The organism is Amycolatopsis vancoresmycina (genome assembly GCF_000716785.1).
GTDB lineage: Bacteria > Actinomycetota > Actinomycetes > Mycobacteriales > Pseudonocardiaceae > Amycolatopsis > Amycolatopsis vancoresmycina.
In genome coordinates this window covers 1-21,525 of sequence record NZ_JNYY01000031.1, presented here as the reverse complement: position 1 = coordinate 21,525, position 21,525 = coordinate 1, and the positions used below count along the sequence as shown (strand labels likewise).

Annotated in this window: 19 protein-coding genes and 1 pseudogene; 10 read left to right on the top strand and 10 right to left on the bottom strand. The window is 71.9% G+C overall.

The window, feature by feature from the left end:
- Nucleotides 1-3: 3 nt before the first annotated feature.
- The gene (locus OO60_RS41545; protein WP_004559403.1) at nucleotides 4-1,302 is read right to left on the bottom strand and encodes a cytochrome P450; all 1,299 of its coding nucleotides are present in this window, start codon (nucleotides 1,300-1,302) and stop codon (nucleotides 4-6) included.
- 179 nt (nucleotides 1,303-1,481) lie between these two features.
- Here OO60_RS41545 and OO60_RS41540 point away from each other — a divergent pair, with 179 nt between their 5' ends.
- Both OO60_RS41540 and OO60_RS41535 read left to right on the top strand, forming a co-directional pair.
- The gene (locus OO60_RS41540; RefSeq protein WP_033263454.1) at nucleotides 1,482-2,300 is read left to right on the top strand and encodes an SAM-dependent methyltransferase; all 819 of its coding nucleotides are present in this window, start codon (nucleotides 1,482-1,484) and stop codon (nucleotides 2,298-2,300) included.
- A 21-nt stretch (nucleotides 2,301-2,321) separates the two neighbouring features.
- The gene (locus tag OO60_RS41535; RefSeq protein WP_240490855.1) at nucleotides 2,322-4,439 is read left to right on the top strand and encodes a putative bifunctional diguanylate cyclase/phosphodiesterase; all 2,118 of its coding nucleotides are present in this window, start codon (nucleotides 2,322-2,324) and stop codon (nucleotides 4,437-4,439) included.
- On the opposite strand, the gene OO60_RS41530 is transcribed toward OO60_RS41535, so the two are convergent.
- The 3 genes from OO60_RS41530 to OO60_RS41520 form a co-directional block, all read right to left on the bottom strand.
- Nucleotides 4,382-5,293 (bottom strand): DMT family transporter, encoded by a 912-nt coding sequence (locus OO60_RS41530; protein WP_240490856.1) that lies wholly within the window; start codon nucleotides 5,291-5,293, stop codon nucleotides 4,382-4,384. The genes OO60_RS41535 and OO60_RS41530 overlap by 58 nt on opposite strands.
- Before the next feature lie 68 nt (nucleotides 5,294-5,361).
- The gene (locus OO60_RS41525; RefSeq protein ID WP_004559407.1) at nucleotides 5,362-6,099 is read right to left on the bottom strand and encodes a hypothetical protein; all 738 of its coding nucleotides are present in this window, start codon (nucleotides 6,097-6,099) and stop codon (nucleotides 5,362-5,364) included.
- Nucleotides 6,100-6,152: 53 nt separating this feature from the next.
- Nucleotides 6,153-6,872 carry a DUF2786 domain-containing protein gene (locus OO60_RS41520; RefSeq protein ID WP_004559408.1) on the bottom strand — a complete coding sequence of 240 codons (720 nt, stop codon included), beginning with the start codon at nucleotides 6,870-6,872 and terminating at the stop codon, nucleotides 6,153-6,155.
- A gap of 71 nt (nucleotides 6,873-6,943) precedes the next feature.
- Here OO60_RS41520 and OO60_RS41515 point away from each other — a divergent pair, with 71 nt between their 5' ends.
- Entirely contained in the window at nucleotides 6,944-7,960 is a 1,017-nt protein-coding gene (locus OO60_RS41515) for a GNAT family N-acetyltransferase (protein ID WP_004559409.1), read from the top strand.
- Here the strand turns inward: OO60_RS41515 and OO60_RS41510 are convergent.
- Together OO60_RS41510 and OO60_RS41505 are read right to left on the bottom strand one after the other, a co-directional pair.
- On the bottom strand, nucleotides 7,935-8,492 hold the full coding sequence (locus OO60_RS41510) for a TetR/AcrR family transcriptional regulator (RefSeq protein ID WP_004559410.1): 558 nt from the start codon (nucleotides 8,490-8,492) through the stop codon (nucleotides 7,935-7,937). The two genes, OO60_RS41515 and OO60_RS41510, sit on opposite strands and share 26 nt — an antisense overlap.
- The gene (locus OO60_RS41505; protein WP_033263433.1) at nucleotides 8,471-9,268 is read right to left on the bottom strand and encodes an SGNH/GDSL hydrolase family protein; all 798 of its coding nucleotides are present in this window, start codon (nucleotides 9,266-9,268) and stop codon (nucleotides 8,471-8,473) included. The genes OO60_RS41510 and OO60_RS41505 overlap by 22 nt, the downstream gene beginning before the upstream one ends.
- A 139-nt stretch (nucleotides 9,269-9,407) precedes the next feature.
- On the opposite strand from OO60_RS41505, the gene OO60_RS41500 reads away from it, so the two are divergent.
- Nucleotides 9,408-10,382 (top strand): NAD(P)H-dependent oxidoreductase, encoded by a 975-nt coding sequence (locus tag OO60_RS41500; protein WP_004561725.1) that lies wholly within the window; start codon nucleotides 9,408-9,410, stop codon nucleotides 10,380-10,382.
- A 4-nt stretch (nucleotides 10,383-10,386) separates the two neighbouring features.
- Here OO60_RS41500 and OO60_RS41495 read toward each other — a convergent pair whose 3' ends face one another.
- Complete coding sequence (locus OO60_RS41495) at nucleotides 10,387-11,859, bottom strand: helix-turn-helix domain-containing protein (RefSeq protein WP_033263452.1); 1,473 nt, start codon at nucleotides 11,857-11,859, stop codon at nucleotides 10,387-10,389.
- Between the two features lie 115 nt (nucleotides 11,860-11,974).
- Here OO60_RS41495 and adh point away from each other — a divergent pair, with 115 nt between their 5' ends.
- Nucleotides 11,975-13,498, top strand: coding sequence for an aldehyde dehydrogenase (adh, locus tag OO60_RS41490; protein WP_004561727.1), 1,524 nt, complete (start codon nucleotides 11,975-11,977; stop codon nucleotides 13,496-13,498).
- Complete coding sequence (locus tag OO60_RS41485) at nucleotides 13,498-13,866, top strand: DUF779 domain-containing protein (RefSeq protein ID WP_004561728.1); 369 nt, start codon at nucleotides 13,498-13,500, stop codon at nucleotides 13,864-13,866. Before adh ends, OO60_RS41485 begins: the two co-directional genes overlap by 1 nt.
- On the opposite strand, the gene OO60_RS41480 is transcribed toward OO60_RS41485, so the two are convergent.
- Nucleotides 13,835-15,193, bottom strand: coding sequence for a M20 family metallopeptidase (locus OO60_RS41480; RefSeq protein WP_004561729.1), 1,359 nt, complete (start codon nucleotides 15,191-15,193; stop codon nucleotides 13,835-13,837). The genes OO60_RS41485 and OO60_RS41480 overlap by 32 nt on opposite strands.
- A 54-nt stretch (nucleotides 15,194-15,247) precedes the next feature.
- On the opposite strand from OO60_RS41480, the gene OO60_RS41475 reads away from it, so the two are divergent.
- From OO60_RS41475 to OO60_RS41465, 3 genes are read left to right on the top strand one after another with little or no spacing between them, the layout of a single operon-like run.
- Nucleotides 15,248-15,931 (top strand): MOSC domain-containing protein, encoded by a 684-nt coding sequence (locus tag OO60_RS41475; protein WP_004561730.1) that lies wholly within the window; start codon nucleotides 15,248-15,250, stop codon nucleotides 15,929-15,931.
- Nucleotides 15,921-16,526 carry a TetR/AcrR family transcriptional regulator gene (locus OO60_RS41470; RefSeq protein ID WP_033263432.1) on the top strand — a complete coding sequence of 202 codons (606 nt, stop codon included), beginning with the start codon at nucleotides 15,921-15,923 and terminating at the stop codon, nucleotides 16,524-16,526. The genes OO60_RS41475 and OO60_RS41470 overlap by 11 nt, the downstream gene beginning before the upstream one ends.
- A gap of 11 nt (nucleotides 16,527-16,537) precedes the next feature.
- Nucleotides 16,538-17,032, top strand: a complete 495-nt coding sequence (locus tag OO60_RS41465) for a hypothetical protein (RefSeq protein ID WP_003062003.1) — start codon at nucleotides 16,538-16,540, stop codon at nucleotides 17,030-17,032.
- A gap of 22 nt (nucleotides 17,033-17,054) precedes the next feature.
- Here the strand turns inward: OO60_RS41465 and OO60_RS41460 are convergent, their stop codons facing one another.
- Nucleotides 17,055-18,620 (bottom strand): beta-N-acetylhexosaminidase, encoded by a 1,566-nt coding sequence (locus OO60_RS41460; protein ID WP_003062006.1) that lies wholly within the window; start codon nucleotides 18,618-18,620, stop codon nucleotides 17,055-17,057.
- 65 nt (nucleotides 18,621-18,685) lie between these two features.
- Nucleotides 18,686-20,554 carry a propionyl-CoA synthetase gene (locus OO60_RS41455; RefSeq protein WP_003062009.1) on the bottom strand — a complete coding sequence of 623 codons (1,869 nt, stop codon included), beginning with the start codon at nucleotides 20,552-20,554 and terminating at the stop codon, nucleotides 18,686-18,688.
- A 185-nt stretch (nucleotides 20,555-20,739) separates the two neighbouring features.
- Between OO60_RS41455 and OO60_RS41450 the strand changes: the two are divergent.
- A pseudogene (locus tag OO60_RS41450) lies at nucleotides 20,740-21,525 on the top strand (serine/threonine protein kinase); the annotation flags it as partial.

Sequence of the window (21,525 nt, the reverse complement as noted above, 5' to 3'; positions counted from 1 at the left end):
CAGCTAGCGGGGGACTGCCGTCATCGGCAGGCGGTCGGGGTAGGCGGCGGAGGTGAACTTCACGCGCACCGGCCGGCCCGGGACGGGGACCAGCCGCCACCGCGCGGCCACCGTGGCCACCGTGATGACGATTTCGTTCTGGGCGAAGCGGTTCCCGATGCACTGCCGGGTGCCCGCCCCGAACGGGACGAACGCGCCCTTCGGCACCGCGGCCGCCCGCTCCGGTGCCCAGCGGCCGGGATCGAACCGGTCCGGGTCGGGGAACGACGCGGGGTCGTGGTGGAGCGCGTGCGGGCTGACGATCACCTCGGCGCCCTCCGGCAGCCGCACGCCGCCGAGGTCGACCTCGGTGAGGGTCCGGCGCATCAGCATCCAGAGCGGGTACAGCCGCAGCACCTCGTCGACCACCTGCCGGACGTAGGTGAGCCGGGTGAGGTCGTCGACGGTGACCGGGCGGCCGCCCAGCACCTCGTCGACCTCGGCGTGCACCCGCGCTTCGACGTCCGGATGCTTGCCGAGCTCGTGGAACGTCCAGGCCAGGGCGAGCGCGGTCGTCTCGATGCCGGCGGTGAGCAGGGTGAGCACCTCGTCGCGCGCCTGCTCGTCGGTCATGCCGGCCAGCAGCAACGTCGAAAGCAGGTCGCCGTGGTCGGTGCCGTCGCGCCGCCAGTCGCGGATCACCTCGAGCACGATTCCCTGCATCCGGCCGATCGCCTCGTCGAACCGGCGGTTCCCGGGCACCGGAAGCTTTTCGACGAACTTCGGCGACAATGCGCGAATCATTCCCTGCTGGATGATGACGTAAATCGACCTGCGGGCTTCTTCGATCGCCGCCTTTCCCAGGTCGGTGGAAAACAGCGCCTCGCCGACGATCGTCACGGCCAGGCTCTGCATGTCCTCGTCGATCTTCCGCACTTCACCGCCCTGCCAGGTGCCGGCCAGGTCCGCCGCCGCGCGCCGCATGATGTCCGCGTAGGCGGCCAGGCGGTCGCGGTGGAACGCCGGCTGCATCAGCCGCCGCTGCCGCAGGTGGAAATCGCCGTTCGAAAGCACCAAGCCATTTCCGACGAACGGCCGGAACTTGTCGAACATCGCGCCCTTGCGGAACTTCGGGCCCTCCGTGACCAGCACTTCGTGGGCCAGCCGAGGGCTCGCGACGAAGTGGACGGGCGCCGGTCCGAGCCGGAGTTCGACGATCTCGCCGTGCTCGCGCAATGCGTCGGTGAATGCGAAGCGTTGCCGCAGCAGTGCCGGAGTGTGCCCGAGGAAAGGCCATCGGCCCGGTGCGACCGGGACGCTCATGCGGACTCCTCGTTGCGCCATTGTGTGGATTTCCCAAGGAGACGGCTTACGGTAGGCGCGTCCGGCCGAACGGGACAGTGCCCGATCGGGTGGTGTGCGCTCACGCGGATGGCCCAGTAGCCGGACCGCCGGGAATCGCTAAGCTCTTTCCGATCCGACGTAACGAGAAGGTGTTCTTCGTGACCCGATCACCGGAATGGGTTCCACCGGGTGTCGATATCTCCGTGCCGAGTATCGCGCGCACTTACGACTTCATGCTCGGCGGCGGGCACAACTTCGCCGTCGATCGCGCGGTCGGCGAGGAGATCGAACGCGTGATGCCCGGCCTGCGCGACTCCGCCCGCGTGAACCGGGCGTTCCTCGGGCGCGCGGTGCGGTACATGACGGCCCACGGGATCCGCCAGTTCCTCGACATCGGTTCCGGCATCCCGACGGTGGCGAACGTGCACGAGGTCGCCCAGGCGCAGGACCCGGAGTGCCGGGTGGTGTACGTCGACCGCGACCCGGTCGCGGTCGCGCACAGCGAACTGATGCTCGCCGGCAACGACCGCGCCGCCGTGGTGCAGGCCGACATGCGGGACCCGGAGAAGATCCTCGACTCGCCGCAGGTGCGCGAGCTGCTCGACCTCGACGAACCGCTCGGGCTGCTGATGCTGCTGATGCTGCATTGGGTGCCCGACGAGTCCGGGCCGCTCGAACTCGTCGGCCGGTACCGCGCGGCGCTGGCACCCGGCAGTTTCCTCGCGCTGACCCACGTCACCGGCGACCACCAGGGAGAAAACCTCGGCGAAGCGACCGAAGTGATCAAGGAGAGCCGCAGCCCCGACCAGGTGACCCTGCGGACGCACGGCGAGATTTCCGCCCTGTTCGCCGGTTTCGAATTCGTCGAACCCGGCCTGGTCGGCTGCGGGGAATGGCGGCCCTCCGGCCCGGCGGACATCGCGCGCGCGGCCGCGATGAACATGCTGGTTTACGCCGGAATCGGCCGCAAGAACTGAGCGGGCGCCCACCGAATGCCGATGACCGAACCCCAGCCGGAACAATCCGCCGCCCCCGATCCGGAACGGGGGCGGTCCCTGCTCGCCCGGAAATGGGCGTACCTGCTCAGCGGCGTCACCGTCGTGTCGATGAGCCGGGAAGAACTCGACCGGGAACTGCGCTGCCTGCTCGACACGTTGTGCGAGGCGATCTGCCGCCCTTCGGCGGACACGGTCCCGGCCGAGCGGATCGGCGCGCGGCTGGTCTCGCTCGGGTACGTCGGCGAACCCGGGCTGCGGTGCACGCTCGACGTCCTCGGGAAGGGCCTGCCCGCGCTGCCCGAACTCCGGGCGGTGGAGCGGGCCCCCGAGCGGATCGTGCCGACGCTGGGCGCGCTGGCCTGCGGGTTCCTGCTCGCGCACGAGCGCGCTGTCCTCGACCAGCAGGAAATCATGCACCTGTCGCTGCTCAAGGCGGTGCGGGACGCCCAGTGGAACCTCAAGCAGAGCGAAGCCCGCTTCGACGAGGTCGTGACTTCGTCGGCGAGCGGCATCGCGGTCGTCGCGCTGAACGGCCGGATCGTGCGCGCCAACGCGGCGCTGGCCGAGATGCTCGGGCACCCGTCCGGCGAGCTCACCGGCTCGGTGCTGTACGACGTCGTCCACCCCGAGTCCGTCGACGTCCTGCGTGACGCGATGCTGGCGCTGCTGGACGGCGGCAAGGAGCGGATCCGGCAGACGCAACGGCTGCTGCGCCGGGACGGCGACGTCGTGCGCATCTCGCTCACCGCGTCGCTGCTGCACGACGCCGAGAACCGGCCGGCCCACTTCGTCGTCGTGATCGAGGACGGCACGGAGCTGATGCTGCTGCAGGGCGAACTCAGCCGGCAGGCGCTGCACGACGTCCTCACCGGGCTGCCGAACCGGCAGTACTTCGGCACGCACCTGGAGACGGCGTTGCGGCGCGCGGACCCGGCGTACGGCGTCACGCTGTTCCACGTCGACCTCGACGCGTTCGGCATGGTCTGCAACAGCCTCGGCCGCCGCGTCGGCGAGCAGCTGCTGGTGCACTTCGCGCAGCGGCTGAAGGCCGTGATGGCCCGGGAGAACGCGATGATCGCGCGGTTCCACAGCGACGAGTTCGGCATCCTGGTCGAGAACACCGCCACCACGCCCGGCATCGACACCATCGTGCGCGCGATCAACGACGAGCTCGCCGAGCCGTTCTTCGTCGACGGGCACGGGCTGGCGCTGTCGGCCAGTGCCGGCGTGGTGCACCGGCCGGCGAAGGGCATCGATCCGGTCGAGCTGCTGCGCCAGGCGGACCAGACGCTGCGGCGCGCGAAGGCCCGGCGGCGTGGCCAGTGGAAGATGTTCGACGCCGACGCCGATGCCTTCGACCGGCAGACGCAGGCGCGGGCCGTCGGCATGGCCGGCGCCTGGGAGCACGGCGAGATCGGCGTGCGGTACCGGCCGGTGGCGCGGCTGGCCGACGGCGGGGTGGCCGGCGTCGAAGCGCGCCTGCACTGGGACCGGCCGGGCGACACGGCGCTGTCGCACGAATGCTGCGTCGAGCTCGCCGAGTCGACCGGGCTGATCCTGCCGCTCGGGGACTGGCTGCTGCGCGCGGCCGGGCGGCAGGGCGAGTGGTGGCGGCAGCGCGCGGGCTTCGGCCTGCCGATGGTCGCCGGCCTCACCGGGCACCAGGTTTCGGACGACGCGCTCGGCACGCGCGTGACGCGGCTGCTGGCCGACACCGGGCTGCCGCCGGACCAGCTGCTGGTCGGCGTCCCGGTCGGCGCGCTGCCGGTGTCCGGGGTGATCGAGAACGTCACCGCGCTGGCCGACCTCGGCGTGCACGTCATGCTCGACGAGTTCGGGCTCGGGCCGGACGACCTGCGGGCGGTCGAGGACCTGCCGGTGGACATCGTGCGCGTCGACCGGCGGCTCGCCGAGTGGCAGGCGTGGTCGGACTCGACGTTCCTCGGTGCGCTGGTCCCGCTGGTCCGGCAGGTCGGCGCGACGCTCGTCGTCGACGGGATCCACACCCAGGACCAGGCCGACTGGTGGCGCACGGCCGGCGCGGAGCTGGCGACGGGCGACTACTTCGGCGTCGCCAGGCCGCCGGCCGAGCTCGCCGGGCAGTTCGCCGGCACCTGAGGCCGCCACCGGGTCAGGCCGACGGCGACGAGCACGACCACCATCCCGCCGACGACCCGGGGCGTCAGCGGTTCGCCGAGGAAGAGCGCGCCGAGCCCGACCGACACCACGGGCAGCAGGTAGCCGACGGTCGCCGCGGCGGTCGGGCCTTCGTCCGCGATGAGCCGGTAGTTGAGGTGGAAGGTGATCCCGGTCCCGAAGACGCCGAGGATCGTGACGGCGACGACGGCGGTGAGCGTCAGGTGCGGCGCCGCGGACGCGACCGGCAGCGCGAGGGCGGTCAGCGCGGTGGCGGTCATCAGCTGCGCGGCCGAGAGCGCGAGCGGCGCGCCGTCCGGTGGCAGTTTCCTTGCCATGTAGGCGAAAGCGATGGCGTAGCTGAGTCCGGCGCCGAGCAGGGCCAGCGCCCCCGCGCTCAGCAGACCGGACTGCCGCCACGGCGCGAAGATCACGACGATGCCGGCGAAGCCGAGGATGAGCCCGAGCAGCCGCACGGGGGTGAGCCGCCGTTCGGTGCCGAGCGTGACGCCGATCAGCAGCGACCACAACGGGGTCGTGGCGTTCATGACGCCGGCCACCCCGGAGTCGACCGTGCGTTCCCCGATGCCGAAGAGCGCGAAGGGCAGGGCGTTGCAGAAGAAGGCGGCGACGACGAGCCGGGCCCAGGTGCCGCGGTCGCGCGGAAGGCGTTGCCGGGCGGCGAAGGCCAAGGCGAGGAGGGTGAGCGCACCGAGGGCGCAGCGGACGAGCGTCAGGTGGACGGGGCTCAGGCCGGTCAGGGCCAGCTTGATCCAGAGGAAGCCGGAGCCCCACAGCAGGGCCAGTACCGCGATCCGCACGACGTTTCCGCTCACGGAATCCACGGTGCCGCAGCGGTCCTATCAGAACAAGTGAAGGTAACTGGACGGATCGTTAAGCAGTCCTACATCGGGTGTTCCATCCAGACGTTCGGCTCGACGTACGTCGCCGTGTCGTACTCGGTCGAGGCGTGCACCGGGGCGATTGCTCCCGGGACGAGGTTCTCGCCGTCCTGCAGCTTCACGCCCGTCCAGTCGTGCCAGTCGGCCAGGGAACCCGCCAGCGTCACCGCGAACGGGCACACCTTCACCACCCGTGCGCCCAGGCGCTCGTGCGTGCGCAGCCAGCGGTCCGCAAGCAAACCGTCCGGACGGCGGCGGGCCGCGTACTCCGGCATCGGGACCTTCGGCTCGGCCTCCTTGCCGATCGGGCGGACCGACACGATCAGCTTGCGCAGGCCCGTTTCCGCCGCCCGGGCCTTCAACGCCGTCAGCATCGGGGCCGCCAGCCCGGTGCCGCGCAGGTGCGGGGCGATCACGACTTCCAGTGCGCACAACGCGTTCGGTGCGCGGCCGTCCAGGAGGTCGTGGGCCGCCCACTCGATCGCCTGGTCCCAGCCGTGGTCCGGGAGCTCGGTGCGGTCCGGGGCCGGGTACGCCAGCGGGACCGCCAGCGCGCGGGCCATCGGGGTGCCGTCGTCGTCCAGTGCGATCAGGAAGTACCGGGCCCACAGGCGCCGGAACCGCTCGCCGGTGATCAGCCTGCCGCTCGCGCCCTGGTAGATGAACGGGCCGCCGACGTCGCCGAGGCTCAGCGCGGGGTCGAGGAGATCCGGGCGGGTGGCAAGATCGACAACGCGCATCCGCCCAGTGAAGCGAAAAGCTCAAGCTCGGGATAGCGGCATCCGGGCGACCTTCAGCGCAACGCCTTCGTACGGCGGGTGATCGCCGACGGGTCGAGGTTCGCGCGGGTGCCCGCGTCGTGGCCGTCGTGGTAGCCGCTGCCGGACAGCCGGCGGGGTGCGGCCGCGCGCAGGTCGCCGTACTCGGCGTCGAACGCGTGCTGGACCAGCTGGGCGCGGTCGCGGACCACCAGCTCCGCCGAGCGCGGGCCGGGCGGCGCCGTGCGGACCGCTTCCTGCTCGGCGTGCGTGAGGCGCTCGTGGACCGCGCGGGCGAAGCCGTGCAGCCACGTGCGCCGGTACGCCGCCAGGGATTCGCCAAGGAAGAACCCGTCGGGGCGGACGCGCGTCAGCTGCGTGCTCGCCTGCAGCAGCAGGCTGGTGAACAGCAGCTCCACCCGGCCGAGGTCGGACCGGTAGCCGAACACCGTGACGCTGTCGACCTTCTGGCCGTAGCGGTGCAGCAGGGTCCGGCAGCGCAGCGGGTACGCGACCGACGTCAGCAGGCTCGCCTTGTCGCGGCTGTACGGGTCGTTCATCGGGATCTTCAGCGTGCCGATCTCGTCGGCGGCGGCGCCGGCCGCGGCGAGCATCGCCTGGTCGATGCCGTAGCGCGCGACGAGCTCGGCGGCCTTCTGGTTGTACGCCTCGGCTTCCGCCTCGGTGACCGCCGGGTCTTCGGCCTTCGCCAGCAGCTTGCGGATGCGCTCGAGCTGCGGGTCTGACTCGGTCATGCGGAGAGGGTATTCGATCACGTGTTCGGGCGCGCGGACCGGGTCGGCGTGTCGGCCTGGACACTGGCGGGATGGTGACGATCGAACGCTTCGACCCGCTGTCGGCCACCGAGGCGGGATTTGCCGCCTACCACGCCGTGCTCGCGGCGAGCCGGGAAACCGACCGGCCCGGGGAACCCGTGCTGCCGCCCGGCGAGCTGGCCGGACGGCTGGCGAGGCCGCTGCCGGGGATGGGGGAGGCCGCGCAATGGGTGGCGTACCGCGGCAACGAGCTCGTCGCGTTCGCCGAGGTGCACTTCCTCGAAGCCGAAAACCGCGGAATCGGGCTGGTCGACGTCGTCGTGCACCCGGCTGCGCGGCGCTCGGGGATCGGTACCGCGTTGCTGCACGCGGTGCTGCCGGAACTGCGCGCGCGGGACCGCCGGAGCGTCGAAGGCTGGCAGGTCGTCGCGGGGTCCGCCGGGGAGCCGTGGGCCGAGGCGCTCGGCTTCCGGCCGGTGCGGACGATCGTGCGGCAGGCACTGGTCGTCGCCGAAGCCGACCGGTCGCGCTGGGACGTGACCGTCCCGGTGGGCTACCGGGTGGTGCGGTGGGCGGGTGCGGCCCCGGACGCCTTGCTCGATTCCTACGCCCGCGCACGGGCGGCGATTCACGACGCTCCGCTCGGGGGCTCGGGCTTCCAGTGGCCGGCGTGGACGGCGGAGCGGGTGCGCGCGGCCGAAGCCGAAGCTCGGTCGCAGGGCCTCGAACAGCGGATCGTCGCCGCGGTTCACCAGGAAACCGGGGAGGTCGCCGGGTTCACCGAAGTGTGCGTGCACCCGCGCCGGCCGGACTGGGGTTACCAGCGGGACACCGCGGTGCTCGCCGGGCACCGCGGGCACGGTCTGGGGCGCTGCGTCAAGGCGCACATGATCCGGTGGCTGGTCGCCGAGCGGCCCGGGCTCCGGCGGATCAGCACTACGACAGGTGCGGAGAACGCGCACATGATCCGGGTCAACCGCGAACTCGGCCTCGGCTCGCTGCCGGCCGTGATCGCCGTTCAGCAGGACCTCGACGCGCTCCTCAGCCGAGGTACGCGTCGAGCGTGACGGCCAGCGCGGCTTCGGGCGACGGCGCGAAGCTCGCGCCCGCCAGGCCGCCCCACAGCCACAGCTGGGCGAGGCCGTGCAGTGCGGCCCACAGCGACGCGGCGACGAGCCGCAGGTCGGCGCCGGACCGCGCGAGCGGCGTCGGCACCGCCGCCACCAGCACGGCGAAGGTGTCGAACACCGCGCTCGCCGCCGCCGAGAGCGCCGGGTCGTCCGCGTCGACCAGGTCGCGGCGGAACATCAGCTCGAACATCGCCGGGTGGTTCAGCGCGAAGTCGAGGTAGCTGTGGCAGGCCGCGGTGAGCCGCTCCCGCGGTGACGTTCCCGGCAGCGTTTCCCGGCGGGCGAGCAGGGCGGCGTACCCGCGGGTCGCGACGGCGGACAGCAGCTCGGCGCGGCCGGAGAAGTGCCGCAGCGGCGCGCCGTGCGAAACGCCGGCGGCCTTCGCGATCCCGCGCAGCGTCACCGCGTCGACGCCTTCCTCGGCGAGGAGCTCGGATGCGGTGTCGATCAGGCGTTGCCGGGTGCCCACGCCTCGTCCAGGGTCATCGGGAGCAGGTCGGGGCGCTTCGGGAGGAAGCCGTCGCCGGGCTGGCGGCCGATCAGCCGGTTGCGCGTGCGCGTCACGGCGACCGGCAGGACCTCGCGCAGCAGCCACTGCAGGTCGGCGCGCCGGCTGCCGGGGGCCGCGGCGCCGGGCAGCGGGGCGAGCCAGGCCGGGTCGTGGCCGAGGCCGAGCCGGGCGAGGACGTACGCGGCGAGCCGGCGGTGGCCGTGCTCCGAGAGGTGGAGCCGGTCGGCGCCGAAGTACCGCGAATCGGTGACGGCCGGGTCCGGCCACAGGTCGATGAGCTGGGCCCCGTAGCTGACGGCCGCCTCGCGGATGGCTTCGTTGAGCGCGACGATCCGCGGCCGCATCCGGCTGCCCAGCGGCATCCGGCGGGAGACGTCGCTGAGCGTGAAGGTGACGACGACGGGCGCGATTTCGGTGCAGGCGCGGATGGCGGCGTCGACCCGGCGGGCGACCGTGCGCGCGTCCCAGCCCCGGCTCATGACGTCGTTGCCGCCGCCGAAGAGCGCGACGAGGTCGGGTGCCAGCCGGGTGGCCGCGGGGATCTGCTCGGGCACGATCTGGTCGAGCCGCCGTCCGCGGACGGCGAGGTTGGCGTAGCGGAAGCGGGGTTCGTCCTCCGCCAGCCGCGCGGCGACGAAGTCGGCCCAGCCGCGGTACTGGTGGCTGCCGGGGTACGGGTCGTCGAGTCCTTCGGCGCAGCTGTCGCCGACGACGACGAAGCGGTGGTAGTTCATTCCGGTCTCCGTAACCCGCAGTTCACCTTGCCGACACTGTCTATCAAACTTCTGTAGACGGTGTCTACTTCGGCCGCCTCACACTCCCGCGGGCTATTTCGTCGTACTGGCGGAAGCAACCGAACAGGGGAGAACGACGATGAAGATCGGGATCGTGCTCGGCAGCACCCGCCCCGGCCGCCTGGGCGACCAGGTGGCCCGCTGGGTCCACGAACGGGCCGTGGACCGGGTGGACGCCGAGTTCGCGCTCGTCGACCTGCGTGACCACCCGCTGCCGCACCTCGAGGAGCCGCCGGGCTTCTCCGGGCAGTACCGGGACGAACGCACCCGGGCCTGGGCCGCCACCGTCGCCGCGTGCGACGGGTTCGTGTTCGTCACGCCGGAGTACCACCACTCCGTGCCCGGGGTGCTCAAGAACGCCCTGGACCACGTGCACGTCGAATGGAACACGAAGGCGGCCGGGTTCGTCTCGTACGGCGGTGCCGGCGGGGCCCGCTCGGTCGAGCAGCTGCGGCTCGTCTGCGGGGCCCTGCAGCTCGCCGATGTGGCCCCACAGGTCACGCTGCCGCTGGCGACCGAATTCGAGAACCGCACCGAGTTCAAGCCGGGCGGCCACCAGCTCGCCGCGCTGGACCTGCTGCTCGACCACGTCGTCGCCTGGAGCACCGCGCTCGCCACCCTGCGGCATGGGGACGCCGGAGCCGCGATCCGGCAACGGCTCGACGCGATCGTCGACGGCCTGCGGGCCAAGGACCTCGAGGCGCTGAGGCGCAGCTACGCACCGGACGTCGTCTCCTACGACGTCGAACCGCCGCTGCAGCACGTGGGCGTCGACGCGAAGCTGGAGAACTGGGCGAAGGTGTTCGCTGTCTTCGAAAAGGTGGACTACGAGCTGCGCGGCCTGACCGTCGACGTCAGCGGGGACCTCGCCGTCGGGCACGGCTTCGGCCGGGTCAGCGGCACCCTGAAGAACGGGGTCGTGACGGACGGCATGTGGGTCCGGGCCACGTTCGTCTTCCGGCACACCGGCGACGGCTGGGTGATCGTTCACGACCAGGCCTCCGTGCCGTTCGACGTGGCCAGTGGCCGGGGGATGAGCGACCTGGAGCCCTGACGGCTCAGGCGAGCCGCGCGCGGTGGGCCGTCACGGCGGCCCGCCGCGGGTCGGCCGGCGGGAGCGTCCGCAGCAGCGCGTCGAGCACCGCGAAGTCGTCGGCTCCGCAGGCCGTCTCCCAGAACGACCACAGCACGGCCGGGTCGCGGCTGTTCAGGGCCACCTGACGCACCTGCGCGGTCAGCGTCTCCCGTTCCTCGCGGATCGCCGGCGCTTCGGACTCCGGCAGCAGCGGCCCGCGGAAGTCGCGCAGGACGCCGTCCGGCGTGCCGGACCGCAACGCCGTGCGGGCCCGGAGGAAGTCGGCGTCGACGTCGGCCGCCAGGCGGTACGGGCGGGTCTGCACCACCGACGCGCCCAGCTGCGAACGCAGCCGGTGGATCTCCGCGCGGACCGTCACCGGGTTGCCGGTCTCGCCGTAGAGCTGCAGCGCCAGGCGTTCCGCCGAGAGCCCGTTCGGGTGCAGGGCCAGCAGCGTCAGTATCTCCGCGTGCCGCAACGTCACCGGGATCTCGCGACCGTCCACAGTGGTCGAATGGGTGCCGTCGGACAGGTACTCCAGGCGCAGCCGGGCCCGGTGGGTGCCGGGTGCCGCCGACAGTCGCAGTAGGTAGCCCTCTGCCAGGGGCTCGACCGTGGCGAGGCGGCCGTCGGGCAGGGCGACCGTCCCGCCGCCGCGCCGGATGTCCACTGTGGACGGCAGGGTGCACGACTCCGCGGCGAGCACCCGCCCGGCCGCCGAAAGCAGCGCGCCCGGGCGGCCGCGCAGCGCGGCCAGGTGCGGCATGTTGACCCGCCGCAGCCGCTCGTCGCGGACCGCCAGCTGGGCGCGCAGCTGCCCTTCCGCGAGCTGCGCCGTCGCCGTGACCAGCGAGATCATCGCCGGGTGGACCGTGCGCAGCGGGCCGCTGACGTCGATCGACCCCAGCAGCGCGCCGGTCTCGGGGTCGCGCACCGGCGCCGCCGCGCACGTCCACGTGTGGTAGCGCCGGACCAGGTGCTCGGCCGAGTGGATCTGCACCGGTTCGCCGGTGGCCAGTGCCGTGCCCATGGCGTTCGTGCCGATCGCCGCCTCGCTCCACCGCGTGCCCTCGGTGAGGCCGACGCGGTCGCCGCGCACCAGTTGCCCGGCCGCGCCCTCGCGCCAGAGGATCAGGCCGTCGGCGTCGGTCACGATCATCACGTGCTCGGCGTCGTCGGCGATGCTCACCAGCATCTGCCGCAGCACCGGCAGCACCGGCGCCAGCGGGTGGGCCTCGCGGAGGGCGGCCAGCGCGTCGCCGTCGTACACGAACGGCGCCTCGCCCGCGTCCGGGTCGACGTGGGCGGCGAGCGAGCGGTCCCAGGAGGCGGAAACCACGGAGCGTGGCGAACGCGGGCCGGGCACGCCGGCCAGCACCGCGGCCCGGACGTGCGCCAGCAGCCGCGCGTACGACTCGGGGTCGCGCAGCAGCTCCGGTTCGGGCGTCTCTGCCACGTTCACCAGCGTAGAGAGCCTGCTCGCCGCGGTGCAACGCGCGTGCAACGTTGCCGGACCTACCTTCGGCGGCCACCAGGGTCAACCGTCACTCCGAGCAACGAGGCAGGGCACGATGGTCCAGTACGCCGCACCGAACACCGAAGGCAGTGTCGTCAGCTTCGAACCGCGCTACGACCACTACATCGGCGGCGAGTACGTCCCGCCCGCGAGCGGCCAGTACTTCGAGAACCCGACGCCCGTCACCGGGAAGACGTTCTGCGAGATCGCCCGCGGCACCGCCGACGACGTCGAGAAGGCGCTCGACGCGGCCCACGGCGCCGCGCCGGCGTGGGGCCGGACCTCGACCGAAGAGCGCGCGAACGTCCTGCTCAAGATCGCCGACCGGATGGAACAGCACCTCGAAGCGATCGCGGTCGCCGAGTCGTGGGAGAACGGCAAACCGGTCCGCGAGACCCTCGCCGCCGACATCCCGCTCGCCATCGACCACTTCCGCTACTTCGCCGGTGCCCTGCGCGCGCAGGAGGGCGGCATCTCGCAGATCGACGAGAACACCGTCGCCTACCACTTCCACGAGCCGCTCGGCGTGGTCGGCCAGATCATCCCGTGGAACTTCCCGATCCTGATGGCGGTCTGGAAGCTCGCGCCGGCGCTGGCCGCGGGCAACGCCGTGGTGCTCAAGCCGGCCGAGCAGACGCCGGCGTCGATCCACGTGCTGGTGTCGATCATCGGCGACCTGCTGCCGCCGGGCGTGCTCAACATCGTCAACGGCTTCGGCGTCGAAGCCGGCAAGCCGCTGGCCTCGAGCAACCGCGTCCGCAAGATCGCGTTCACCGGCGAGACCACCACCGGCCGGCTGATCCTGCAGTACGCCAGCGAGAACATCATCCCGGTCACCGTCGAACTCGGCGGCAAGAGCCCGAACATCTTCTTCGACGACGTCGCCGCGCAGAACGACGCCTTCTACGACAAGGCGCAGGAGGGCTTCGCGCTCTTCGCGCTGAACCAAGGCGAGGTGTGCACCTGCCCGTCGCGGGCGCTGATCCAGTCCGGCATCTACGACCGGTTCCTCGGCGACGGCGTCGAGCGCGTCCGCCGGATCAAGCAGGGCCACCCGCTCGACACCGAGACGATGATCGGCGCGCAGGCGTCCAACGACCAGCTCGAGAAGATCCTGTCCTACATCGACATCGGCAAGCAGGAGGGCGCCGAAATCCTCACCGGCGGCGCGCGCAGCGACCTCGGCGGCGAGCTGTCCGGCGGCTACTACGTCGAGCCGACGGTGTTCGCGGGCGACAACAAGATGCGGATCTTCCAGGAGGAGATCTTCGGCCCGGTCGTGTCGGTGACGAAGTTCGACGACTACGCCGACGCGCTCAAGATCGCCAACGACACGCTGTACGGCCTCGGCGCCGGTGTCTGGTCGCGGGACGGCAACGTCGCCTACCGCGCCGGCCGCGACATCCAGGCGGGCCGCGTCTGGGTGAACAACTACCACGCCTACCCGGCGCACGCGGCCTTCGGCGGCTACAAGGCGTCCGGGATCGGCCGGGAGACGCACAAGATGATGCTGGACCACTACCAGCAGACGAAGAACCTCCTGGTCTCCTACTCCGACCAGGCGCTCGGGTTCTTCTGATGACGCACCGGGTGGACCGGACACCGGCCGCCGCGGACCTGCTGCGGCGGCTGGTGTCCCGCCACGGGCCGGTGATGTTCCACCAGTCCGGCGGCTGCTGCGACGGCAGCGCCCCGATGTGCTACCCGGCGGGCGAGTTCCGCGTCGGCGCGGCGGACGTGCTGCTGGGCTCGCTGGTGGTCGACGGCATCGAGGACGTGCCGGTGTGGATGTCGGGGCCGCAGTTCGAGTACTGGAAGCACACGCACCTGACGATCGACGTCGTGCCCGGCCGCGGCAGCGGATTTTCCCTGGAGGCGCCTGAAGGCGTGCGGTTCCTGATCCGCTCCCGGCTGCTCAGCGACGAGGAGTCGGCGGCGCTGAACTGAAGGCGTCGAACAGTGCCGTGGCGAGCACCAGCCCTTCCCGGGCCACCGGGACGAGCAGGTGCTCGTCCGGCGCGTGCTGGCGGCAGCCGGGGTAGGAGTGCGGCAGCCACAGCGTCGCCAGCCCGAGGACGTCGGTGAAGACGTGGTTGGGCAGGCCGCCGCCGAAGCTGGGCAGCAGGGCGACCGGCCGCCCGGCGACGGCGTCCAAAGTGGACTTGGCCCAGCTCGCCCACGGGTCGTCGACCGGGGTCCGGCTCGCGAGGAAGGCGGTCTCGGTGCGCACCGACACCATCGGGAACCCCCGCTTCGCCAGGTGCTCGCGGATCGCCGGGGCGATCCCGTCGACGTCGGTCCCCGCCACGTACCGCAGCTGCAGCACCGCTCGCGCACGGCCGGGGATCGCGTTGACCGGCCGGTCGACGTCCGCCGCACCGAGCGCCAGCACCTCCAGGGTGTTCCAGCCGTAGAGGCGCTCGGCGGGCGTCAACCGCGGATCGCCCCAGGTGGCGTCCGGGGCCTCGACCACGACGTCCGCCAGCGCCTCGCGCACCGATCCCGGCAGCTCCGGTGGCAGCAGCGCCGGGACCTGGATGCGGCCGTGACCGTCGACCAGGCTCGCGATGGCCGCGGCGAGCGTCGTCGCCGGGTTGCGGAGGATGCCGCCCCAGTTGCCGGAGTGGTGACCGCCCGGGCGGAGGTCGACGTCGAGGTCGATCCGGACGCCGCCGCGGGCGCCGAGGAACAGCGTCGGCGTCGCCGCGTCGAGCCGGGGGCCGTCCGAGGCGATCAGGACGTCCGCCGCCAGCAGGGCCTTCTCCTGCGCGGCGAATTCCGTGAGCCCAGGGGAGCCGATCTCCTCGCCGGTTTCGAAGAGGAACTTGAGGTTGAAGCCGAGCTTTCCGCGCTCGGCCAGCACCAGCCGCAACGCCGTCAGGTTGATCAGGTGCTGGCCCTTGTTGTCGGCGGTCCCGCGGCCGTACCACCGGTCGCCTTCGGCGGTCAGTGTCCACGGGCTCCGGCCTTCGCCCCACTGCCCGGCTTCGCCGACGACGTCGGCGTGGCCGTAGCAGAGCAGCGTGGGCAGGCCCGGGTCTTCGGTGCGGACGCCGACGAGGAAGGGGCCGCCCGCGGGGTCGGGGTTGGCGTGCTGCGTGACCTGGCAGCCCAGGCCGGTCAAGGCCGGGGTGAGCACCTCGTCGAGGTACGCCTGGACGGCCGCGCGGCCTTCGGGCGCGTCGCTGACCGTGGGGTAGGCGACCAGCCGGGCCAGTTCGGTGAAGAGGGCGCCGGAGTCGACGTGGGCGCGGGCCTTGCCGGGCAGATCCATGACCGCCACCTTAAAGCCGTAAAACTTTACGAACGGTCGTGCTATCTTCGGGGCATGCACGTCGACAGCGTTTACGTGGGGGAACCGAGCGTCCTGGGCTACCGGCGGGACCAGCCGGTGCTCAGCGCCATCACCAAGGCGCGGGTGAGTGCGCCGGAGCTGAAGCTGACCGAGCTGAACCTCGACGGCGACCGGCAGGCCGACCTGACCGTGCACGGCGGGGTCGACAAAGCCGTCTACGTCTACCCGGCCGAGCACTACCCGGCTTGGCGCGAGGACGGCTTCGACGCCGCGGTGGCCGACTTCGGCGAGAACGTCTCGCTGAGCGGCGTCACCGAGGACGACGTCCGGATCGGGGACGTCTGGGCCTGGGGTGACGCGCTCGTGCAGGTCTCGCAGCCGCGGTCGCCGTGCTTCAAGCTGGCCATGAAGACCGGCCGCAAGGACGTCACCCCGTTGATGATCGACTCCGGCCGCAGCGGCTGGTACCTGCGCGTGCTGCGGCCGGGCACGGTCCCGACGTCGGGGGCGATCGAGCTGGTCGAGCGCGCGGACGGGCCGACGATCGCCGAGGTGTACGTCGTCTCCTTCGCGAACTACGGGCAGCTGCCGGAGGAGAAGGTCGAAGCGGCGCTGGACTTCGCCGACCGCGTCCTCTCGGCGCCGGCGCTCTCGGTGTCGTGGGGCTCGGGGGTCAGGTCCACTGTGGACCGCTGGCGGGCCCGGCGTGCCGGGTGACGGCCGGCTCGCCCGCGGCGACGCGACCCGCCGCCTGGTGCTGCGCCGGGCGGTGGACGTCGCGTCGGTCGACGGCCTGGACGGGCTGTCCCTCGGCCGGCTGGCCACCGAACTGGAGCTGAGCAAGAGCGGCGTGTTCGCGCTGTTCGGGTCCAAGGAGGAGCTGCAGCTCGCGACGATCGAGGCGGCTCTCGGCATCTTCGAGACGTACGTCGTGAAGCCGTCTCGTGCGGTCGAGCCCGGGTTGCCGCGGCTGCGGGCGATCTGCGAGAACTGGCTGGACTACTCGGAACACCGGATCTTCCCGGGCGGGTGCTTCTTCTTCAACGTCGGCGCGGAGTTCGACGCGCGTCCGGGCCGCGTGCACGACGCGGTGGCGGCGGCGAGCGGTTCGTTCGCCGCGTTCATCCGGGAGACGGCCGTCGAAGCGGTCGCCTCGGGCCACGTCGACGCGGACCCGGAGGTCCTGGCCTTCGAGCTGCACGCCCTGGGCCGCGCCGCCAACGCCGACGCGGTCCTCCACGGCGTCGCGGATTTCTATATCTTGGCGAGGAGGGTGATTCGCGCCCGGCTGGAGGCCGTGGCGCGGGCTTGAGGGGGGAACGCGTGCGGTGGCCGATCGTCTTCGTGGTGGCTGCGGTCCTGGGGGCTGCCGGGTGCGCCAAGGCCCCGGATCCTCGGGCGTACGCGGGCAGTGAAAGCGGGGTGAGCTGGGAGGAAGCGACCGCGCGGTACCGGATTTCGCCGCCCGCGTGCCCGGTCGACGGCCTGCGCTTCGACGTGCAGCCGCCGCTGACCGACCGGCTGGCGTTCACGTTCACCGCGGAGAAGTCCTGTGTGGACGGTTACCTGCGGCAGTACGGCGTCGACCCGGCCGCTCCGCCGCTCAGCTGGCCGAAGGACGCCGACACCGTCCGGGAGCCCTTCGATCCGCAGACGATGCAGGAGCTCGGCTGGACGTTCGATCCCCACGTCGAACAGGTCTACTACGCCGGCTTCCGGACGCCGGACCGGTGGTCGTCGTTCGAGGTGCTCGTGCGGCCGGGCCCGGGCCGGGAAACCGCCTACTTCCTCAGCAAGACCCTGGGTGGCGAAGGCTGAGTCCCCACCCAGGGTCCGCGATTCACTTCCAGTCGACCTGCGGGGAGCGGTAGAAGTCGATCCCCTGCTGCACCCAGCGCGGGGCCTGCTTCGCCAGCCGGAGGCGGTAGGCGTCCCAGTTGTGGGTGCTGCGAGGGCTCCAGCCGATCTCCGCGATGCCCGGCAGGCGCGGGAACGCCATGTACTCGATGTCGTTGCTGGTCCGGATCGTCTCCGTCCACAGTGGTGCCTCGACGCCCGCGACCTGGCTCTCGCCGACGCCGTTCACCAGCGTGGCCGGGTCCCAGTTGTAGCCGTCGCGGACCTCGACCAGCGCCGCCCAGTCCTGGCCGAGCGGCGTCGACTCGGTGTACTTCATGTCCAGGTACGCGAAGTTCGCCGGCGACATCAGGATCTTGCTGCCACGCGCCGCGGCGGCCGCGACCGAGGCGTTGTCGCCGCCGAAGTCCCAGTACTGCGGGACCGCCGACGCCGGCGGGTCCGACTTCGCGATCTCGTGCCAGCCGGTGACCTTCTTGCCGTACTTGGCGACGATCGGCTGCACCTTCTTCTCGAAGGCGATGTAGTCCGCGGGCGGCGTGGAGTGGGCCTCGTCGCCGCCGATGTGCAGGTACGGGCCGGGCGTGATGGCCGCCAGTTCGCGCACGACGTCCTCGACGAACTTGTACGTGACCGGCGAGGAGATGCACAGCGAGCTGTAGCCGACCTCGGTGTCCGTGCGGACCGGGACGGCCTTGCCGTCGCAGTTCAGCTCCGCGTACGTCGACTGGGCCGCGTTCGTGTGGCCCGGCATGTCGATCTCCGGGATGACGGTGATGTGCCGCGAAGCCGCGTACGCGACGATGTCCTGGTACTGCGCCTGCGTGTAGTAGCCGCCGGGGTCGCCGTCGACCGCGGTCTTGCCGCCGACCGTCGCCAGCTTCGGCCAGCTCTTGATCTCGATCCGCCAGCCCTGGTCGTCGGCCAGGTGCAGGTGCAGCGTGTTGACCTTGTACTGGGCGATCTGGTCGAGGTACAGCTTCACCTGGTCCGGCCGGAAGAAGTGCCGGGCGACGTCGAGCATCGCGCCGCGCTCGGCGAAGCGCGGGTAGTCGAGGATCGTGCCGCCGGCGACGGTCCACGTCCGGTGCTGCACCCGCTTCGCCTCGATCGCCGACGGCAGCAGCTGCCGCAGCGACTGCACGCCTTCGAAGAGCCCGTCGGCGGTGTTGGCCTTCAGCGTGACGCCGTCGCGCGCGACCTTCAGCTGGTAACCCTCGGTACCGATCCGCGTGTCGTGGCCCAGCTGCAGGGCGATCGCGGGCAGGCCGGCGGCGTGCGGCACGACCGGCAGCGGGTAGCCGGTGGCCGGGCGGAGCAGGCCGCGCAGGTAGTCCGCGACCTGGCCGGCGCCGCGGTCGGCGGTGATCACGGTCGACGGCGTCAGCCGGAAGTCGCCGTGCGGGTCGGGCTTCGCCGAGACGGGCACCGGGACGACGTCGGTCACGCTGCGTTCGGGGGCGGCCGGCGCCGCCACCGCCGAGGTGGGGACGGCGACCGCCGCGAGGCTCACGACAGCCGCGGTCAGTACGGCTCTGGACAAGTGCATCGGGGCACCTCCGGTCGGGGACTCCCTCCAAAGGTACAGACCAGCCCGGGCATTTGGAACAGTCCTTAACGAAGGGCCTGCCGGATGGCTTCCAGCACGGCCGGGTCCTCGATCGTGGAGGGCGCCGCCTCGTCGCGGCCGTCGGCGATCGCCCGCATGGTCTTGCGGAGGATCTTGCCCGACCGCGTCTTCGGCAGGGCGTCCACAATGGACACATCGCGGAACGCGGCGACCGGGCCGATGTCCCGGCGGACCAGCGCCACGAGTTCCTCGCGCAGCTGTTCCGGCGCGATGTCCGCGCCCGCCTTCAGGACGACGAACCCGCGCGGCAGCTGGCCCTTGAGCTGGTCGGCCACGCCGATCACGGCGCACTCCGCGACCGCCGGGTGCGAGGCCAGCACGGCCTCCATCGACCCGGTGGACAGCCGGTGCCCGGCGACGTTGATGACGTCGTCGGTCCGGCCCATGACGAACAGGTAGCCGTCCTCGTCGAAGTACCCGGAGTCACCGGTCAGGTAGAAGCCGTCGTAGCGGGAGAGGTACGCCTCGCGGTAGCGCTCGTCGGCACCCCACAGCGTCGGCAGGGAGCCCGGGGGCAGCGGCAGCTTCACCGTGATGGCGCCTTCGCGCCCGGCCGGCAGCTCCGCACCCGCCTGGTCGAGGATGCGGACGTCCCAGCCCGGGACCGGCTTGGTCGCCGACCCGGCCTTGACGTCCATCGGTTCCAGGCCGCGCGGGTTGGCGGCGATCGGCCAGCCGGTTTCGGTCTGCCACCAGTGGTCGACCACCGGGACGCCGAGCTTCTCGTGGGCCCAGTGGTAGGTCTCCGGGTCGAGCCGCTCGCCCGCCAAGAACAGCGTCCGGAACGCCTTGAGGTCGTACTTTTCGAGCTCGCGGGCGTCCGGGTCGACCTTCTTGACGGCCCGCAGCGCGGTCGGCGCGGTGAACAGCGCCTGCACGCCGTGCTCGGCGATGACCCGCCAGAAGGCACCCGCGTCGGGCGTGCCGACGGGCTTGCCCTCGTACATGACCGTGGTGGCGCCGACCAGCAGGGGCGCGTACACGATGTAGGAGTGCCCGACGACCCAGCCGACGTCGGACGCCGTCCACCAGACGTCCCCGGCGTGCACGTCGTAGACGGCCTGCATCGAGTAGGCGAGGGCGACGGCGTGGCCGCCGGTGTCGCGCACGACGCCCTTGGGCTTTCCGGTGGTCCCGGACGTGTAGAGGATGTACAGCGGATCGGTGGCCGCGACCGGCACCGGGTCGGCCGGGTCGGCGTTCGCCGCCAGCTCGCGCCAGTCGAAGTGGCGGCCGCCCGTGGCCGGCGCCTGCTCGCGCTGCAGCATGACGACGTGGTCCGGCTGGTGCTCGGTCATCCCCAGCGCGGCCTCGATGATCGGCTGGTACTCGACGATCCGCGTCGGCTCGATGCCGCAGGACGCGGCCAGGATGACCTTGGGCTTCGCGTCCTCGATCCGGGCCGCCAGCTCCTTCGGCGCGAACCCGCCGAAGACCACCGAGTGCACCGCGCCGATCCGCGCGCAGGCCAGCATGGCGATCGCGGCCTCCGGCACCATCGGCAGGTAGACGATCACCCGGTCACCCTTCGTGACCCCGAGCGAGCGCAGCGCGCCGGCGAACCGCGCGACCGTGTCCCGCAGCTCTTCGTAGGTGTAGGTGCGAGCTCGCCCGGTCACGGGAGAGTCCCAGATCAGCGCGGCCTGACTGCCCCGGCCGGCCTCGACGTGCCGGTCCAGCGCGTTGTACGAGGTGTTCAGCTCGGCGTCCGGGAACCACCGGTAGAACGGCGGGTGGGTGTCGTCCAGGGCCCGTTCCGGCGGCTTCGTCCAGCTGATCGACTCGGCCGCGGCCAGCCAGAACGCGTCCGGCTCGGCCAGGCTGCGCCGGTAGGCTTCCGAGTACGCGCCCATGCCTCGCTCCTTCGCGTCGGACCTTCCGCCGATGCCCATCATGGCGCGGGAGCGGCGGGCGTGCCGGTTTCCGCCGGCGGAAAGACCCGGCAACCTCCGGGAGCCCGGGAGCGTCCTAAGCTGGACCGCGGGAATTCACCGCGTGACGGTGCGAAGTGAACACGGACAGTGAGGGGAGCCCGGCGGTGAACGGACTCGCGAGCGCGTTGCTCTCGCTAGCCCATTCCTTGTTCGGCCCGGGCTTCTGCCCCGGCGAATGGGTGTGGGCCACGAGTGCGGCCGGCGCGCTCGTCGCGCTGATCCCGCCGGCCGGCGCGGTCGTCGTGTCGATCGTCCGGAAGGGCACGGGCAACCGCTACGACGCCACGACGCTGTCGGTGTTCGGCGCGATCGGCCTGTTCAGCGCCTTGGTCATGCCGTGGCTGCTGTCGAACGGCGTGTCGGGGGTCTACCGGGCGGCGTTCGCGGGCCAGAAGTCCGGCCTGAGCCGCAACGAGCTGGACTCGCTCAACGGCGTCGGCGGCTGCTGGGTCACGACGAGCCAGACGAAGTACCTCGGCGGCGGCCAGACCGTCTACGACGTGCTGTTCGCCAAGAACGGCAGCGACCTCCCGTTCATCGTCTACCTGCTGGCCTTCGCCGTGCTGGGCGCCGGCTCGCTGTTCTTCGTGATGCTGCAGGGCCGCACGGCGTTCCGCCGCGGCCCGAAGTGGCCGTCGCGGTTCTTCTGGATCCCGTTCGCCGCGATGCTCGTGTTCAGCGTCGGCATGGAGGCGAACACCGCGCTGCACTTCTGGCTCGGCTTCCTGCCGTTCAGCGTGCTGGGCCTGATCCCGGTCGCGATGGTCGGCCCGCCGCCGTGGTCGGTGATCAACCGGTCCGACCGGGCGGACGAGCCGCCGCCCCGCCGTCAGCCGGAGCCGCAGGGCCCGCCGCCGTCGCAGATCCAGCCGCGCCCGACCCCGCCGCCC

Coding starts and splice junctions, on each gene's coding strand:
- OO60_RS41545 (WP_004559403.1), bottom strand. CDS start 1,302: ATGAGCGTCCCGGTCGCACCGGGCCGATGGCCTTTCCTCGGGCACACT.
- OO60_RS41535 (WP_240490855.1), top strand. CDS start 2,322: ATGACCGAACCCCAGCCGGAACAATCCGCCGCCCCCGATCCGGAACGG.
- OO60_RS41525 (WP_004559407.1), bottom strand. CDS start 6,099: ATGCGCGTTGTCGATCTTGCCACCCGCCCGGATCTCCTCGACCCCGCG.
- OO60_RS41520 (WP_004559408.1), bottom strand. CDS start 6,872: ATGACCGAGTCAGACCCGCAGCTCGAGCGCATCCGCAAGCTGCTGGCG.
- OO60_RS41515 (WP_004559409.1), top strand. CDS start 6,944: ATGGTGACGATCGAACGCTTCGACCCGCTGTCGGCCACCGAGGCGGGA.
- OO60_RS41505 (WP_033263433.1), bottom strand. CDS start 9,268: ATGAACTACCACCGCTTCGTCGTCGTCGGCGACAGCTGCGCCGAAGGA.
- OO60_RS41500 (WP_004561725.1), top strand. CDS start 9,408: ATGAAGATCGGGATCGTGCTCGGCAGCACCCGCCCCGGCCGCCTGGGC.
- adh (WP_004561727.1), top strand. CDS start 11,975: ATGGTCCAGTACGCCGCACCGAACACCGAAGGCAGTGTCGTCAGCTTC.
- OO60_RS41485 (WP_004561728.1), top strand. CDS start 13,498: ATGACGCACCGGGTGGACCGGACACCGGCCGCCGCGGACCTGCTGCGG.
- OO60_RS41480 (WP_004561729.1), bottom strand. CDS start 15,193: ATGGATCTGCCCGGCAAGGCCCGCGCCCACGTCGACTCCGGCGCCCTC.
- OO60_RS41475 (WP_004561730.1), top strand. CDS start 15,248: ATGCACGTCGACAGCGTTTACGTGGGGGAACCGAGCGTCCTGGGCTAC.
- OO60_RS41460 (WP_003062006.1), bottom strand. CDS start 18,620: ATGCACTTGTCCAGAGCCGTACTGACCGCGGCTGTCGTGAGCCTCGCG.
- OO60_RS41455 (WP_003062009.1), bottom strand. CDS start 20,554: ATGGGCGCGTACTCGGAAGCCTACCGGCGCAGCCTGGCCGAGCCGGAC.